The sequence below is a fragment of the Bradyrhizobium sp. LCT2 genome (genome assembly GCF_009931255.1).
Lineage (GTDB): Bacteria > Pseudomonadota > Alphaproteobacteria > Rhizobiales > Xanthobacteraceae > Bradyrhizobium > Bradyrhizobium diazoefficiens.
On record NZ_CP034432.1, the window covers coordinates 9,322,695 to 9,337,296 of the forward strand.

13 protein-coding genes are annotated in these 14,602 nt (G+C 64.9%); 9 read left to right on the forward strand and 4 right to left on the reverse strand.

The features are described 5' to 3' along the window. The first annotated feature begins 187 nt into the window (after positions 1-187). Positions 188-1,417, forward strand: a complete 1,230-nt coding sequence (locus EI171_RS44000) for an ABC transporter substrate-binding protein (protein ID WP_011090553.1) — start codon at positions 188-190, stop codon at positions 1,415-1,417. A 197-nt stretch (positions 1,418-1,614) separates the two neighbouring features. Next, entirely contained in the window at positions 1,615-2,898 is a 1,284-nt protein-coding gene (locus EI171_RS44005; RefSeq protein ID WP_161536844.1) for a glycerate kinase, read from the forward strand. Between the two features lie 354 nt (positions 2,899-3,252). On the opposite strand, the gene EI171_RS44010 is transcribed toward EI171_RS44005, so the two are convergent. Then, positions 3,253-3,786, reverse strand: a complete 534-nt coding sequence (locus EI171_RS44010) for a MarR family winged helix-turn-helix transcriptional regulator (RefSeq protein ID WP_011090555.1) — start codon at positions 3,784-3,786, stop codon at positions 3,253-3,255. 177 nt (positions 3,787-3,963) lie between these two features. Here EI171_RS44010 and EI171_RS44015 point away from each other — a divergent pair, with 177 nt between their 5' ends. The 3 genes from EI171_RS44015 to EI171_RS44025 are packed head-to-tail and all read left to right on the forward strand — an operon-like array spanning position 3,964 to position 7,509. Then, on the forward strand, positions 3,964-5,004 hold the full coding sequence (locus EI171_RS44015) for a branched-chain amino acid ABC transporter permease (protein WP_161536845.1): 1,041 nt from the start codon (positions 3,964-3,966) through the stop codon (positions 5,002-5,004). Between the two features lie 7 nt (positions 5,005-5,011). Next, a complete protein-coding gene (locus tag EI171_RS44020) occupies positions 5,012-6,781 on the forward strand; it encodes an ATP-binding cassette domain-containing protein (RefSeq protein ID WP_011090557.1) in 1,770 nt (589 codons plus the stop codon). After that, the gene (locus EI171_RS44025; protein WP_011090558.1) at positions 6,778-7,509 is read left to right on the forward strand and encodes an ABC transporter ATP-binding protein; all 732 of its coding nucleotides are present in this window, start codon (positions 6,778-6,780) and stop codon (positions 7,507-7,509) included. Before EI171_RS44020 ends, EI171_RS44025 begins: the two co-directional genes overlap by 4 nt. Positions 7,510-7,662: 153 nt before the next feature. On the opposite strand, the gene EI171_RS44030 is transcribed toward EI171_RS44025, so the two are convergent. Further along, a complete protein-coding gene (locus EI171_RS44030) occupies positions 7,663-8,286 on the reverse strand; it encodes a pyridoxamine 5'-phosphate oxidase family protein (RefSeq protein ID WP_161536846.1) in 624 nt (207 codons plus the stop codon). A 123-nt stretch (positions 8,287-8,409) separates the two neighbouring features. Here EI171_RS44030 and EI171_RS44035 point away from each other — a divergent pair, with 123 nt between their 5' ends. Then, on the forward strand, positions 8,410-9,294 hold the full coding sequence (locus EI171_RS44035) for a LysR family transcriptional regulator (RefSeq protein WP_161536847.1): 885 nt from the start codon (positions 8,410-8,412) through the stop codon (positions 9,292-9,294). Positions 9,295-9,380: 86 nt separating this feature from the next. On the opposite strand, the gene EI171_RS44040 is transcribed toward EI171_RS44035, so the two are convergent. Next, the gene (locus EI171_RS44040) at positions 9,381-9,800 is read right to left on the reverse strand and encodes a PaaI family thioesterase (RefSeq protein WP_060908884.1); all 420 of its coding nucleotides are present in this window, start codon (positions 9,798-9,800) and stop codon (positions 9,381-9,383) included. 227 nt (positions 9,801-10,027) lie between these two features. Next, entirely contained in the window at positions 10,028-11,197 is a 1,170-nt protein-coding gene (pobA, locus tag EI171_RS44045) for a 4-hydroxybenzoate 3-monooxygenase (RefSeq protein WP_161536848.1), read from the reverse strand. Between the two features lie 265 nt (positions 11,198-11,462). On the opposite strand from pobA, the gene EI171_RS44050 reads away from it, so the two are divergent. The 3 genes from EI171_RS44050 to EI171_RS44060 all read left to right on the forward strand — a co-directional run bounded on the left by EI171_RS44050 (position 11,463) and on the right by EI171_RS44060 (position 14,596). After that, positions 11,463-12,479 (forward strand): TRAP transporter substrate-binding protein, encoded by a 1,017-nt coding sequence (locus EI171_RS44050; protein ID WP_011090563.1) that lies wholly within the window; start codon positions 11,463-11,465, stop codon positions 12,477-12,479. Between the two features lie 285 nt (positions 12,480-12,764). Next, positions 12,765-13,274 carry a TRAP transporter small permease gene (locus tag EI171_RS44055; RefSeq protein WP_011090564.1) on the forward strand — a complete coding sequence of 170 codons (510 nt, stop codon included), beginning with the start codon at positions 12,765-12,767 and terminating at the stop codon, positions 13,272-13,274. Positions 13,275-13,276: 2 nt separating this feature from the next. Then, a complete protein-coding gene (locus EI171_RS44060; RefSeq protein WP_028173789.1) occupies positions 13,277-14,596 on the forward strand; it encodes a TRAP transporter large permease in 1,320 nt (439 codons plus the stop codon). Positions 14,597-14,602 lie beyond the last annotated feature (6 nt).

Here is a 14,602-nt window from a genome sequence, read left to right on the forward strand (position 1 = left end):
GCTGTCTCGCACTCGCACACGAGACCGCGCCCGTCCCTGACTACTAAAGAAGCAGCCCCTGCGACGCCGTCGCGGGGGCTTTCTGTTGAAGGCACAGGACAAATCGTATTGAATTGCGGCGGCGTCGCCAAAAACAATCAAGACAAGAAACGGGACGCACACACACCAAGAAAATAGGGAGATAGGAATGCCCGCTGTCACCGGCAAACTTGCGGCCGCGTCACTGGCGCTTGCGCTCGTTGCGGCCTCGGCCTCCACTGCATCGGCCCAGAAGAAATACGATACCGGCGCGACCGACACCGAGATCAAGATCGGCAACATCATGCCCTACAGCGGACCGGCCTCCGCCTACGGCATCATCGGGCGAACCGAAGCCGCCTATTTCAAGAAGATCAACGAAGAGGGCGGGATCAACGGCCGCAAGATCAACTACATCAGCTATGACGACGCCTATTCGCCGCCGAAGACGGTCGAGCAGGCGCGCAAGCTGGTCGAGAGCGACGAGGTGCTGTTCATCTTCAACTCGCTCGGCACGCCGCCCAACTCGGCGATCCAGAAGTACATGAATTCGAAGAAGGTGCCGCAGCTGTTCGTCGCCACCGGCGCCACCAAGTGGAACGATCCGCAGAACTTCCCCTGGACCATGGGCTGGCAGCCCAACTACCAGAGCGAGACGCAGATCTACGCGAAGTGGCTCTTGAAGAACAAGCCGGACGCCAAGATCGCCGTGCTCTACCAGAACGACGATTACGGCAAGGACTACCTCAAGGGCCTGAAGGACGGCCTGGGAGCCAAGGCTGCCTCGATGATCGTGATCGAGGAGAGCTACGAGACCTCCGAGCCGACCATCGACAACCACATCGTCAAGCTGAAATCGACCGGCGCCGACGTGTTCATGAACATCACGACGCCGAAATTCGCGGCGCAGGCGATCAAGAAGAATTCCGAGATCGGCTGGAAGCCGCTGCACTTCCTCAACAACGTCTCCGCCTCCGTCGGCAGCGTGATGAAGCCCGCCGGCTTCGAGAACGGCCAGGACATCATCTCGGCCGACTATCTCAAGGACGTGTCCGATCCGGCATGGAACAATGACGCGGGCATGAAGGAATTTCTCGCCTTCATGACCAAGTACTTCCCGGAAGGCGACAAGCTCGACAAGGGCACTATCGTCGGCTTCGCCGTGGCGCAGACGGTGGTTCAGGTCCTCAAGCAGTGCGGTGACAATCTCACGCGCGAGAACATCATGAAGGAAGCCGCCAACCTGAAGAACTTCCGCACCGAGGCGCTGCTGCCCGGCATCCAGATCAACACCGGGCCGAACGACTTCGCGCCGATCAGCCAGCTCCAGCTCGAAAAGTTCAAGGGCGAACGCTGGGAGCTGTTCGGCGACGTGATCAGCGCCGACGCCGGCGGCTAGCCGTCCAGCAACATCGAGTTGCGCGAAAGGCCCCCCGCGAGACCATCGCGGGGGGCCTTTTTGTCGCGCGGCGATTATGATCACGCGATTGCACAATCGAATGATAGTAAACCCTGCTTACGCTTTCGCGCATGATACGGTAGGCAGGTGAACGGCGAATTCGTCGCCATCGCTTCAGTCTGCTCAAGGCCATCGTCATGACCGACCGACGTCCCCTGCTCCGCGCGCTCTACGACGCCGCCGTTGCCGCCGCGCATCCGAGTACAATTCTGGCGCCGCATCTGCGGCCGGCCCCAAAAGGACGCGTGATCTGCCTCGCCGCCGGCAAGGGCGCCGGCGCGATGGCCGCGGCCGCCGAGCGGCATTATCTCGACACGCTGAAGCTCGCGCCGGAGCGGCTGGTTGGCATCGCCACCACGCGCCACGGCTACGGCGTGCCGACACGCCGCATCCGCGTGGTCGAAGCCGGCCATCCCGTGCCCGATGAAGCCGGCCTCAAGGGCGCGGCCGACACGCTCGCGCTCGCGGGCGAGGCCGGGCCCGACGACCTACTTCTGGTCCTGCTCACCGGCGGTGGCTCGGCGAACTGGATCGCGCCGGTGGACGGCATCAGTTTCGCGCAGAAGCAGGCGGTCAACAAGGCGCTGCTGCGTTCGGGCGCGCCGATCGGCGAGATGAACGTCGTGCGCAAGCATCTGTCGCGCATCAAGGGCGGGCGGCTGGCGCGCGCCGGCAGGAACGCCGCCGAGATCGTCACGCTCGCGATCTCCGACGTGCCGCATGACGATCCCTCCGCGATCGCCTCCGGCCCTACCGTGCCCGATCCGACCACGCTGGCGGATGCGCGCGCGATCGTGACCAGGTACAAGCTCGATATCGACGATGCCGTGCGCCGCGCGCTCGACAATCCCGATAACGAAAGCTGCAAGCCGGATGATGCCGCCTTTGCGCGCGCATCATTCGAATTGATCGCGCGGCCCAAGCAGTCGCTCGACGCCGCGGTGAAGCTCGCGAAAGAGGCCGGCTACGAGACGATTGATCTCGGCGCCGATCTCGAAGGCGAGGCCCGCGAGGTCGCGGCCCATCATGCCGGACTCGCGTTGCAGGCGCGTGCGCAGGGCAAGCGCATCGCGATCCTCTCCGGCGGCGAGCTCACGGTCACCGTGCGCGGCCAGGGGCGCGGCGGTCCGAACCAGGAATACGCGCTGGCGCTCGCCGGCCTCTTGAAGGACACGGCCGGCATCTCCGCGCTCGCGGGCGACACCGACGGCGCCGACGGCGGCGCCGGCCACCCTACCGACCCCGCAGGCGCGCTGATCGACGCGGCCACGTTTGCGAAGATGAAGGCGCTGGCACTCCAGCCGCAGGCCTATCTCGACAACAACGACGCGACGACGTTCTTCGAGGCGACCGGCGATCTGCTGATGCCCGGCCCGACGCTGACCAACGTGAACGACATCCGGGTGATTTTGGTGGATTGAACGAGCGCTTCTCGCTCCGCTGCGTTCCCTCCCCCACAAGGGCAGGGCTATCGTATGTGGTGTGCATAATGCGGCGGCATCGGCACTCGGCTCCCTCTCCCGCTTGCGGGGGAGGGCTGGGGTGGGGGTGTCTCCGCGTCGGGATTGCCTGGGATTGCAGAGAACGTCCCTGCGTGGCGAGAGCCCTCACCCGCCGCGCTCGGGACGATGCTTCGCATCGCCCGGGGCGCGTCGGCCTCTCCCGCAAGCGGGAGAGGCGGAGCAAACCCGCGGACAATCCTCGTGAAATTCACATGCGATGGCCCTGCCCCGCAAGGGGGGAGGGAGCGGAGAGAGCGTGCGGTTAAGCCCAGCTCAAAACTCGTTGGCGATCTTCGAGAGCATCTCGATCAGGGCTTCGCGGTTGGCCTGGCCGAGCAGGTCGTTCAGCCGCGCCTCGTGCTTGGTGGCGACGAGCTTTTTCGCCCGCGTCAGCACAGCCTTGCCCTTGTCGGTCAGGACCAGGATATGCGAGCGGCGATCGTTGGTGGAACGGATCCGCGCACAAAGGTCGCGGCTTTCGAGATTGTCGAGCATGGCCACGAAATTCGGGCGCAGGATGCCGAGGGTGGAGGCGATCTCGGTCTGGTTACGCCCCGGGTTCTTCTCGACCAGCAGCAGCACCGAGAACTGCGCGGGGGTGAGCTGGAGCGAGGCCATGCAGCGCAGGAAGTTCTCGAACACCTTGAGCTGCGCACGCTTCAGCACATAGCCGAGCTGTTCGGAGAGCTCGCCGAGCTGGAGGGCATCGGTAGAGCCCTGGCCCTGGGCCTCGGCCGCGTCCTTGCGGCCCTTGGCCGAGTCAGCCGGTTTTTCTGAAGACTTTTCAGCGGTTTTGGAAACGGTCATCGCCTCGTGCTCGTAATCCCGCTAAATTCGGGGCGGGTCGCCCGCCACCCTTGAAGTTATATTTGATAATTGTTATGCACCATATCAAATATCGTCAGCGTATTTCAATGGCTGTGAGGGACCATCCACCGCGATTGCGGAGACCGGTCCTTAATCTTTGAGGGGGAGCGTCCGGTCTTGAACACCACTATCATGCTGTTCCTGGTGCAGGACGGCATCACCAATGGCGCGATCTATGCGCTGCTCGGCCTCGCGCTGGTGCTGGTGTTCGCCGTTACCCGCGTGATCCTCATTCCCCAGGGCGAGTTCGTCACCTATGGCGCGCTGACCTATGCCTCGCTGGCCGCGGGCCAGATGCCGGGCACGGCAAAGCTCGCGCTCGCCCTCGGCATCGGCGCCTTCGTCTTCGACCTGTTCGTGGCCCGCAAGGCGCTGCATGGCCGGCTGATCCTGCGCAGCGTCCTCACCAATATCGTGCTGCCGGCCATCGTGCTGGCGCTGACGATCTACTTCGCCGCCCAGAAGCCGCCGGTGGCGGTCTGCATCGCGCTGTCGCTGGTGATCGTGGCGATGATCGGCCTGTATCTCTACCGCATCGCGTTCCAGCCGCTGGCGCACACCTCGGTGCTGGTGCTGCTGATCGCCTCCGTGGGCGTCCACCTCGCGCTGCAGGGGATGGGCCTGCTGTTCTTCGGCGCCGAGGGCCAGCGCGGGCCTGCCGTGCTGTCCGGCTCTTTCACCGCCGGCGCGCTGCGCTTCACCGGCCAGAGCATCACCGTCTACGCCATCACCATCGCCTTCATCGTCGGGCTCTGGCTGTTCTTCGGCCTGACGCTCTACGGCAAGGCGCTGCGCGCGACCGCCGTGAACCGGCTAGGGGCGCGGCTCGCCGGCATCCGCACCACGCTGTCAGGGCAGATCGCCTTCCTGCTGGCGTCCGTCATCGGCGCGCTGTCGGGCATCATGATCGTGCCGATCACGACGCTCTATTACGACAGCGGCTTCCTGATCGGGCTGAAGGGTTTCGTTGCCGCGATCATCGGCGGCCTCGTCAGCTATCCCCTCACCGCCGTCGCCGCGCTGGTCGTCGGCATCGTCGAGGCGTTCTCGTCCTTCTATGCCTCCAACTACAAGGAAGTGATCGTCTTCATGCTGCTGATCCCCGTGCTGCTGCTGCGCTCGCTCGCCGCGCCCGCGGTCGAGGAAGAGAAGGACTGAGGCTAAGATGCAGAGCCGGCTCCCCATCCTCGTCTTCGCGCTTGTCATGGCGGCGATCCCGTTTGTCCCGGGCATGCCGCCGTTCTGGATCGTGCTGCTCGACAATATCGGCCTTGCCGCCCTGGTCGCGATGGGCCTCGTGCTGCTGACGGGCGTCGGCGGCCTGACCTCGTTCGGACAAGCCGCCTTCGTCGGCTTTGGCGCCTACACCACCGCGGTGCTGTCGACGAGCTACGGCCTGTCGCCCTGGCTGACGCTGCCGTTGTCGCTCGTGGTCAGCGGATCGCTGGCGGTGCTGCTTGGCCTCGTCACCGTCCGCCTCTCCGGCCACTATCTGCCGCTCGGCACGCTCGCCTGGGGGCTCGGCCTGTTCTATCTCTTCAGCAAGCTGGAGTTTTTGGGCCGCAACGACGGCATCTCGGCGATCCCGCCGCTGTCGATCGGCGCGTTCAAGATGCTCTCGCCCGGCTCGATCTACTACGCGATCTGGGTCGCCGTGATCCTCTCGGCCCTGCTCACGATGAACCTGCTGGACTCCCGCACCGGCCGCGCCATCCGCGCGCTCAGGCGCGGCCATGTCGCCGCCGAGGCGTTCGGCGTGCACACGCCGCGGGCAAAGCTGCTGGTGTTCATCCACGCCGCGGTGCTCGCCGGTCTCTCCGGCTGGCTCTATGCCCACCTTCAGCGCGCAGTGAACCCGACGCCGTTCGGCGCACAGGCCGGCATCGAATATCTCTTCATCGCGGTGGTCGGCGGCGCCGGCTATGTCTGGGGCGGCGTGCTGGGCGCGGCGATCGTCGTAGTCCTGAAAGAGGTGCTGCAAAGCTATCTGCCGCTGCTCCTGCCGGGTTCCGGCCAGGTCGAGACCATCGTGTTCGGCATCATGCTGGTGGCGCTGCTCCAGCTCGCGCCCGGCGGCGTCTGGCCCTGGCTGATGTCGTTCCTGCCCGAGCCTACCCGCGGCAGGAAGCCGGACACCTCGCTGAAGCTGGAGCAGCGCACCCGCGCGCCCGGCGAAGCCAGCGTCCTGCTCCAGGTCGAGAAGGCACGCAAGCAATTCGGCGGCGTGATCGCGGTCAACAACGTTTCCTTCGAGGTCCAGGCCCGCGAGATCGTCGCGCTGATCGGGCCGAACGGCGCCGGCAAGAGCACGACGTTCAACCTGATCACCGGCGTGCTGTCGGCGACCTCAGGCTCGATCTCGGTGCTCGGCAAGAGGCTCGACAACGCGCCGCCGCAGGAGATCGTCAAGCTCGGCATCTCCCGCACCTTCCAGCATGTGAAGCTGGTCCCCGACATGACCGTGCTGGAGAACGTCGCGATCGGCGCGCATCTGCGCGGTCATTCGGGGCCGATCTCCTCCATGCTGCGGCTCGACCGCGCCGACGAGGCAAAGCTGCTCGCGGAGGCCGCCCGCCAGATCGAGCGCGTCGGGCTTGCCGACCAGATGCACCAGCTCGCAGGTTCGCTCTCGCTCGGCCAGCAGCGCATCGTCGAGATCGCGCGCGCGCTGTGCGTCGATCCGATGCTGCTGCTGCTCGACGAGCCAGCCGCCGGCCTGCGCCACATGGAGAAGCAGCAGCTTGCCAGGCTGCTGCGCGAATTGCGCGACGGCGGCATGAGCGTGCTGCTGGTCGAGCACGACATGGGCTTTGTCATGAACCTCGCCGACCGCATCGTCGTGCTCGATTTCGGCACCAAGATCGCGGAGGGCACGCCCGCCACGATCAAGACCAATCCCGAAGTGATCAAGGCCTATCTCGGAGTGGCGGCATGAGCGCGCTGTTGTCCGTCACCGACGCGCATGTCGCCTATGGCAAGGTCGAGGCCGTGCGTTCGGTCTCGCTCGAGGTCGGGGCGAACCAGATCGTCACCATCGTCGGCGCCAACGGCGCCGGCAAGACCACGCTGCTGTCGGCCATCATGGGCATCCTGCCGCTGAAAGGCCGCGTCGCCTTCGCAGGCCAGGACCTCGCCCGGCTCGACATCGAGGACCGCGTCGCGATGGGCCTCGGCCTCGTCCCGGAGCACCGCGAATTGTTCGTGACCATGAATGTCGAGGACAATCTCGAGCTCGGGGCCTTCCGCATCGAGCGGAGCAAGTCGAAGGCCTCGATGGAGCGGGTCTACACGCTGTTCCCGCGGCTGAAGGAGCGGCGCAAGCAGCTCGCCGGCACGCTCTCCGGCGGCGAGCAGCAGATGCTCGCGATGGGGCGCGCGCTGATGGGCGAGCCGAAGCTCCTGATGCTGGACGAGCCGAGCCTCGGTCTCGCCCCGATCATCGTCGCCGACATCTTCCGCATCGTCACCGAGCTCCGCACCGCCGGCGTCTCGGTGCTGCTGGTCGAACAGAACGCGCAGGCCGCGCTCAAGATCGCGGACCAGGCCTATGTGATGGAGCTCGGCGAGTTCGTGCTCAGCGGCAAGGCCAGCGACATCGCCGCGAACGAACGCGTTGCGGCGAGCTATCTCGGCTTCCAGCACGAAGGTGCGAGCGTTCTGTAGTTCTGAGGCGTCGCCACGAACTCAACTGTCGTCGTCCGCGAAGGCGGACGATCCAGTACTCCGAGAAGACTGTGGTTGAATCGATAGGTCGCTGCGTACTGGATGCCCCGCCTTCGCGGGGCATGACACCGAAGAATGCGACGAGATTCGCGCCTAGATGCTCGCCGCCTTCTCCTTCAACGCCGCCACCTCCGCTTCCAGCTCGGCGATGCGCTGGTCCCTCGCCGCCAGCGCGGCCGCGACATCCGTCGCATCGAACTTCTGCGGAATGTGCTGCGGGCAGTTGGTGTCCCAAGCCGCGATCTTGAACAGGATCACCTGCTCCGGCCGCGCGCGATATCCCTTCGGCATCAGCGACGTCGTCAGCGCATCGTCGTCCTCCACCACGCGTGCCTCGCCCCAGATCTTCACCCGGCGGCGATGGGCGTAGTCCATCACGAAGATGTAGGCCTTGGGATTTTCGGACAGGTTTCCCTGCGTGATGTATTGCCGGTTGCCGGCGTAGTCCGTGAAAGCCAGCGTCTGCTTATCCAGCACCTTCAAAAACCCCTTCGGGCCGCCACGGTGCTGGATGTAGGGCTGGCCATCGGCCGAGGCGGTGGCGAAATAGAAGCTGTTGGCATCGGCCAGGAACGCCGCGAGGTTCTCATCGACCTCGGTGCGCCAGCCGCGCTGCTCGGCATGGGCATAGCCTTCGCGCGATCCCTTTCGGGTCTGGATCGATTTCACCGCCGGTGTGAACGCCACGTCGCTGGCGTAGGTGTGAGTTGCCGTCATCGGAAGTTCTCCTGAAATCCCGGCGCATCCCTGCGTCTTTTCCCGGCTAAAATGGCAACCTCCGGCGGCTAGAACAATCAGCCGGCTTGACACTTCATCATTGCAATATATGCAATAATGCGCATGGACCGCCTGGAAGCCATGCACGTGTTCGTCACCGTCGCCGATCTGCGCGGCTTTGCGCCGGCGGCGCGCAAGCTGCACCTGTCGCCCTCGGCGGTGACGCGGCTGATCGCGGCGCTGGAAGAGCATCTCGGCGCCCGGCTGTTGCAGCGGACCACGCGGCAGGTGACGCTGACCGATGTCGGCACACGCTATCTGGAGCGCGCGCGGCGCATTCTCGCCGATGTCGAGGAGGCCGACGGCTCGGCGCGGGAAGAGCGTAACCGGCCGAGCGGACGTCTGGTGGTGTCGGCGCCGGTCGGCTTCGGCCGGCTGCATGTCGGGCCGGTCATGACCGCCTATCTCAAGCGCTATCCCGAGGTTGCCGGCGAATTGCGGCTGTCCGACCATCTCGTCAATCTCGTGGAAGACGCCGTCGATGTGGCGGTGCGGATCGGCCATCTCGCCGATTCGTCCCTCGTCGCGCGCCAGGTCGGCGAGATGCGGCGGATCGTGGTGGCCGCGCCCGGCTATCTGAAGCGCCATGGCGAGCCGAAGACGCCGGAAGCGCTCGCCTCGCACCAGACCATCCAGTTCGGACCATCCGCCAGCTGGCATTTCATGCAGGACGGCCGCGACATCGAGGTGACGACGAACCCGCGCTTCACCAGCAATAGCGCTGACGCCGCCCTGCAATATGCCGAGGCCGGCGGCGGCGTCACGCGGGTGCTGGCCTATCAGGCCGCCGAGGGTTTGAAGCGCGGGCGGCTGAAGGTCGTGCTGGCGAAATACGAGCAGCCGGCGCTGCCCATCCATGTCGTCTACCCGACCTCGCGCCTGCTCTCGGCCAAGGTGCGCGCGTTCGTCGATCTCGTGGTGGAGACGGCGGAGTGGAGGTTTGGGTAAAGGCGGTCATTCCGGGGCTCGCAAAGCAAGAACCCGGAATCTCGAGATTCCGGGTTCGATGCTTTCGCATCGCCCCGGAATGACAGCTAGCCCTTCTTCGGGACCACCCGAAACGTTCCGCTGGCGCGCGCGATCACGGTGGCGTCGGCCTTGACCAGGCACTGCGCGAAACAGATCGTGCTGCCGGTCTTGATCGCCTCGCCCTCGACCGCGAGCCATTGGCCGATTTCGGCGGCGCCGACAAAGTCGACCGACAGCGAGATCGTGACGAAGGACGTCGTCCAGCCGGTCGCCTCTGCGCAGCTGTAACCCATGGCGGCATCGGCGAGCGCCGCGATCAGTCCGCCATGGATGAGCCCGCGCGCGTTGGTGTGCGGCTTGGCCAGGCGCAGGCCGATGATCACGGCCTTGTCGGCCTTCTTCGAGTAGAGCGGCTCCCAGGGATCGGTGAGCGGGGCTTTGCGGAAATGCGGCTCGAAGCCGGCGGGAATGTCGGTGGCGGTCATCGCTGTCTCGCGTTGCTGGTTGCCAGCATTGAACGCGATGGGCGTGGCGGACGCATCACCTACAAAGTTTTAAACGGAATTTGCGCGGGTGTTTGAAACGGGCGGCGGCGTTGCGAGGAATGCAACGCCCGTAGGGTGGGCAAAGGCGCAACGCGCCGTGCCCACCATCTCTCCACAAACACAAAGCTGGTGGGCACGCTTCGCTTTGCCCACCCTACGGCACTTCTCTAAAACGGCAGCCCCACATAATTCTCCGACAGCGACGACATCGCGGCCTGCGACTGCGTGACGTAGTCGAGTTCGGCGAGCTGGATGCGGGCGCCGATGGTGCCGGTGTCGGGGAATTTGTGCAGCATCGAGGTCATCCACCAGGAGAAGCGCACCGCCTTCCAGACGCGCGCCAGTGCCTTGGCGGAATAGGCGTCGATGCCGGCGCTGGACTTCTCGTCGTAGAATTCGCGCAGCGCGCTCGACAGATAATGCGCGTCGCTGGCCGCAAGGTTCAGTCCCTTGGCGCCGGTCGGCGGCACGATGTGGGCGGCGTCGCCGCACAGGAACATCCTGCCGAAGCGCATCGGCTCGGCAACGAAGCTGCGCAAGGGGGCGATGCTCTTCTCGATCGAGGGACCGGTGACGAGGCTGTCGGCGGCCTCCTGGTCGAGCCGACGCTTCAATTCGTCCCAGAAGCGGTCGTCGGGCCATTGGTCGACATGGTCGTCCAGCGAGCACTGCACATAGTAGCGGCTGCGCTTCATCGAGCGCATGGTGCAGAGCGCAAAGCCGAGGGCGTGGTTGGAGTAGATCAGCTCGTGGCTGACCGGCGGCGTCTCGGAGAGAATGCCGAGCCAGCCGAACGGATAGACCCGCTCGAACTCCTCGATCGCCGAGGCCGGAACGCTGGCGCGGCTGACACCATGAAAACCGTCGCAGCCGGCGATGAAATCGCAATCGAGCGTGTGGGTGACGCCGTCCCTGACCCAGGTTACGCGCGGGTGACTGCCGTCGAAATCATGCGGTCGCACGTCCTTGGCCTCGTAGACCGTATCGAGGCCGGCCGCCTTGCGCGCGTTCATCAGGTCGAGCGTGACCTCGGTCTGGCCGTAGATCATGACCGTCCTGCCGGTCGCGGCCTTCATGTCGATGCGATGACGGCGGCCGGAAAAGGCCAGCTCAATGCCCTCATGCACCAGGCCTTCGGCATGCGCCCGCACGCCGGCACCGACCTGGTCGAGCAGCGCGACGGTTCCCTCCTCGAGGAGACCGGCGCGGATGCGGCCGAGCACGTAGTCCGGGCTCTGCCGCTCCAGGATGAAATTGTCGATGCCGTAATTGTGCAGCAGTTGCCCAAGCAACAATCCAGCCGGCCCGGCCCCGATGATTGCGACTTTTGTCCGCAATACTTGCTCCTCCCGATCCTGTAGGCTTTCGTCGCGGCTCGCTTGCCGCGATGATCCGCGCAAGTTAATTATATCATATAACGGTTGGGCAAAAGGGGAGTGCTGGTCGCGCTAGCAGCGACAAATCCATGCAACATGGCTGACGTACAGGACGCGACAACGTGCGCGCCAATTCCGGCTTGAACGCGCCGGCCAATTAGATAACATGTTAAATAACGAGACCGGGCCATCGAAGCCCGCCGTCGAAAACAGGGAGAGACGTGTGATGAGGAAAGCCTGTCTGGCTTTGTTGCTCGCAGCAAGCGTGACGCCGGCGTTGGCGCAGGACAAGACCTTCGACTTGAAGATCTCGCACTGGGTGCCGGCATCGCACCCGCTGCAGAAATCGCTGGAAGACTGGGTGGCCGCGGTGAACAAGGATTCCGGCGGCACCATTACGGGTAAGGTGTTTCCGGCCCAGCAGCTCGGCAAGGCGTTCGATCACTACGACATGGCGCGCGATGGCATCGCCGATGTCACCTATGTCAATCCCGGCTATCAACCCGGCCGCTTCCCGATCGTCGGCGCCGGCGAATTGCCGTTCCTGATCTCGGATGCCAAGGGCGGCTCGATGGGGCTCGACGCCTGGTATCGCAAATATGCCGAGAAGGAGATGAAGGACGTCAAATACTGCCTCGCCTTCGTCCACTCGCCCTCCTCCTTCCACTCCAAGACCAAGAAGATCGTGATGCCGGAGGACGTGAAGGGCCTGAAGATCCGTCCCGCGCACGCCACCATGGCGAACTTCGTCACCTCGCTCGGCGGCACCAATGTGCAGTCCTCCGCGCCCGAAGTGCGCGACATCATCGAGCGCGGCGTCGCCGACGGCGTCACTTTCCCATGGGGTTCCCTCGTGCTGTTCGGCATCGACAAGGTGACCAAGTACGACATGGAGGCGCCGCTCTACACCACGACCTTCGTGTTCGTGATCAACAAGGACAAGTACAATGCAATGTCCGACAAGCAGAAGGCCGCAATCGACAAGAACTGCTCGGTCGAGATGGCCGGCGTGGTCGGCGAGCACTGGGGCAAGTTCGAGGACGCCGGCGTCGACAAGGTGAAGGCGGAAGAGGGGCACGAGGTCTACAAGCTGACACAAGAGCAGACCGCGGCCTGGAAGAAGGCGGCCGAGCCGCTGGTCAAGACCTGGGGCGACGGCGCCAAGAAAGCGGGCGCCGATCCGGACGCCGCGCTGGCGGATTTGAAGGCCTCGCTGAAGAAGTACAACGCGCTGGCGGAGTAGCGCTTCGTTGAAACAGATGCGGCGGCGAGAGACATCTCGCCGCCGTCATTCTGCAAGTGCGCTGTTAGGAGCGCACGACGCTTCCTCCCCCTCTCCCCGCCTGCGGGGAGAGGGTTGGGGTGAGGGGGAGTCTCCGCGGGGACGGTGAAAGTTGGACTCGCGGAGAGCCCCCCTCACCCGGAATCGGCGCTTGCGCGCGCATTCCGGCCTCTCCCCGCAAGCGGGGAGAGGCGAACGACCGCCTTCTGAGCCGAGAGCGAGAATGACATCACACAGGACACACCCATGAAGCGCGCCTGGATGGATCGCTTTATCGACACGATCGAATGGATCGCGGCCGGCTTCGTCGGCCTCGTCGCGCTCGACATCTTCGTGTCGGTTCTGCTGCGCAACACGCTGAACTATTCGATCCCCGACAGCTTCGACATCGGCCGCATGCTGCTCGGCATCCTGATCTTCTGGGGCATCGCTGCGACCTCCTATCGCGGCACCCACATCACGGTCGACCTGGTCTGGGGCAATGTCGAGCCGCGCTATCAGCGCTGGATCGACGTGTTCGCCACCCTGGTGCTGCTGTTCGTCGTCACGGTGCAGACCTGGACCCTGTTCGACAAGGTGCGCGGCACCTACAACGACAATGTCCAGACCTTCGACATGCACATGCCGACCTGGCCGTTCTTCGCGATCGCCTGGATCGGCGACGTCTCCGCCGTGCTGCTGATCGCGATCCGCACCTACCGGCTGATCTTCCATCCCGAAGAAATGCACGACCCCAAGCTGAAGGCGACGGAGTAATCATGAGCACCGATGCCGTCGCCGTAATCGGCTTCGTTTCCCTGTTTGCGTTGATGCTGCTGCGCGTGCCCGTCGGCATGGCCATGGGCCTCGTCGGCGTCTCCGGCTTCTCCTATCTGGTCGGCGCCACGCCGGCGCTGAAGCTGGTCGGCCAGACCTCGATGCGCACGGTCACCGACTACACGTTCGGCGTCATCCCGATGTTCCTGCTGATGGGCTCCTTCGTCAGCAATTCCGGCATGAGCCGCGAGCTGTTCCGCGCCGCCAACGGCTTTGTCGGACATTTGCGCGGCGGGCTCGGCATCGCCACCGTCGGCGCCTGCGGCGGCTTTGCCGCGATCTGCGGCTCCTCGGTTGCGACCGCCGCGACCTTCTCCGCCGTCGCCTACCCCGAGATGCGCCGCTTCGGCTATCCGCAGTCGTTCGCCACCGGCGTGATCGCGGCCGGCGGCACGCTCGGCGCGATGCTGCCGCCCTCCACCGTGCTGGCGGTCTACGGCATCATCACCGAGCAGGACATCGGAAAACTCTTCATCGCCGGCATCATTCCGGGCCTGCTGGCGATGACCATGTACATGATCACGATCGCCCTGATCGGATACTTCCGGCCGGACTTCCTGCCCAAGGGCAAGGTGCTGCCGTGGCGCGAGCGCTTTGCCGGCCTGAAGGAGATCTGGGCCCCGGTCCTGCTGTTCGTCTTCGTCATCGGCGGCCTTTACGGCTTGCCCTTCCTGCCGCGCTTCACGCCGACGGAAGCCGGCGGCGTCGGGGCCACCGGCGCCTTCATCATCGGCGTCGTCACCGGCCGGCTCGACCGCGAGAAGATTTTGGCCTCGCTGCTCCAGGCGACGCGCACCGCCGCCGCGGTGTTCACCGTGCTGATCGGTGCGCTGATCTTCGGCTATTTCCTCACGGTGACGCAGACGCCGCAGAAGGTGACGGAATTCCTGACCGGCCTCGGCCTCGGCCCCTACGGCGTGCTGGCGCTGATCATGGTGATGTATCTCGTGCTCGGCTGCCTGATGGACGCCATGGCGATGATCATCCTCACCGTGCCGATCATCTTCCCCGTCATCATGCATCTCGGCTTCGACCCGATCTGGTTCGGCGTCATCATCGTGATGACCGTCGAGCTCGGCCTGATCCACCCGCCGGTCGGCATGAACGTCTTCGTCATAAAAAGCGTGGTGAAGGACGTCTCGTTCTCCACCATCTTCAAGGGCGTGATCCCGTTCGTGGCGACGGATCTGGTGCGGCTGGTGATCCTGATCGCCTTCCCGCTGCTGGCGACGTGGCTGCCGACGCGGATGATGGCGCACTAATGATGG

What these genes read in the sequence shown, in the direction of transcription:
- EI171_RS44060 (WP_028173789.1), top strand. Translation starts at nt 13,277, where the DNA reads ATGAGCACCGATGCCGTCGCCGTAATCGGCTTCGTTTCCCTGTTTGCG.
- EI171_RS44055 (WP_011090564.1), top strand. Translation starts at nt 12,765, where the DNA reads ATGAAGCGCGCCTGGATGGATCGCTTTATCGACACGATCGAATGGATC.
- EI171_RS44035 (WP_161536847.1), top strand. Translation starts at nt 8,410, where the DNA reads ATGGACCGCCTGGAAGCCATGCACGTGTTCGTCACCGTCGCCGATCTG.
- EI171_RS44000 (WP_011090553.1), top strand. Translation starts at nt 188, where the DNA reads ATGCCCGCTGTCACCGGCAAACTTGCGGCCGCGTCACTGGCGCTTGCG.
- EI171_RS44030 (WP_161536846.1), bottom strand. Translation starts at nt 8,286, where the DNA reads ATGACGGCAACTCACACCTACGCCAGCGACGTGGCGTTCACACCGGCG.
- EI171_RS44025 (WP_011090558.1), top strand. Translation starts at nt 6,778, where the DNA reads ATGAGCGCGCTGTTGTCCGTCACCGACGCGCATGTCGCCTATGGCAAG.
- EI171_RS44040 (WP_060908884.1), bottom strand. Translation starts at nt 9,800, where the DNA reads ATGACCGCCACCGACATTCCCGCCGGCTTCGAGCCGCATTTCCGCAAA.
- EI171_RS44020 (WP_011090557.1), top strand. Translation starts at nt 5,012, where the DNA reads ATGCAGAGCCGGCTCCCCATCCTCGTCTTCGCGCTTGTCATGGCGGCG.
- EI171_RS44010 (WP_011090555.1), bottom strand. Translation starts at nt 3,786, where the DNA reads ATGACCGTTTCCAAAACCGCTGAAAAGTCTTCAGAAAAACCGGCTGAC.
- EI171_RS44005 (WP_161536844.1), top strand. Translation starts at nt 1,615, where the DNA reads ATGACCGACCGACGTCCCCTGCTCCGCGCGCTCTACGACGCCGCCGTT.
- EI171_RS44050 (WP_011090563.1), top strand. Translation starts at nt 11,463, where the DNA reads ATGAGGAAAGCCTGTCTGGCTTTGTTGCTCGCAGCAAGCGTGACGCCG.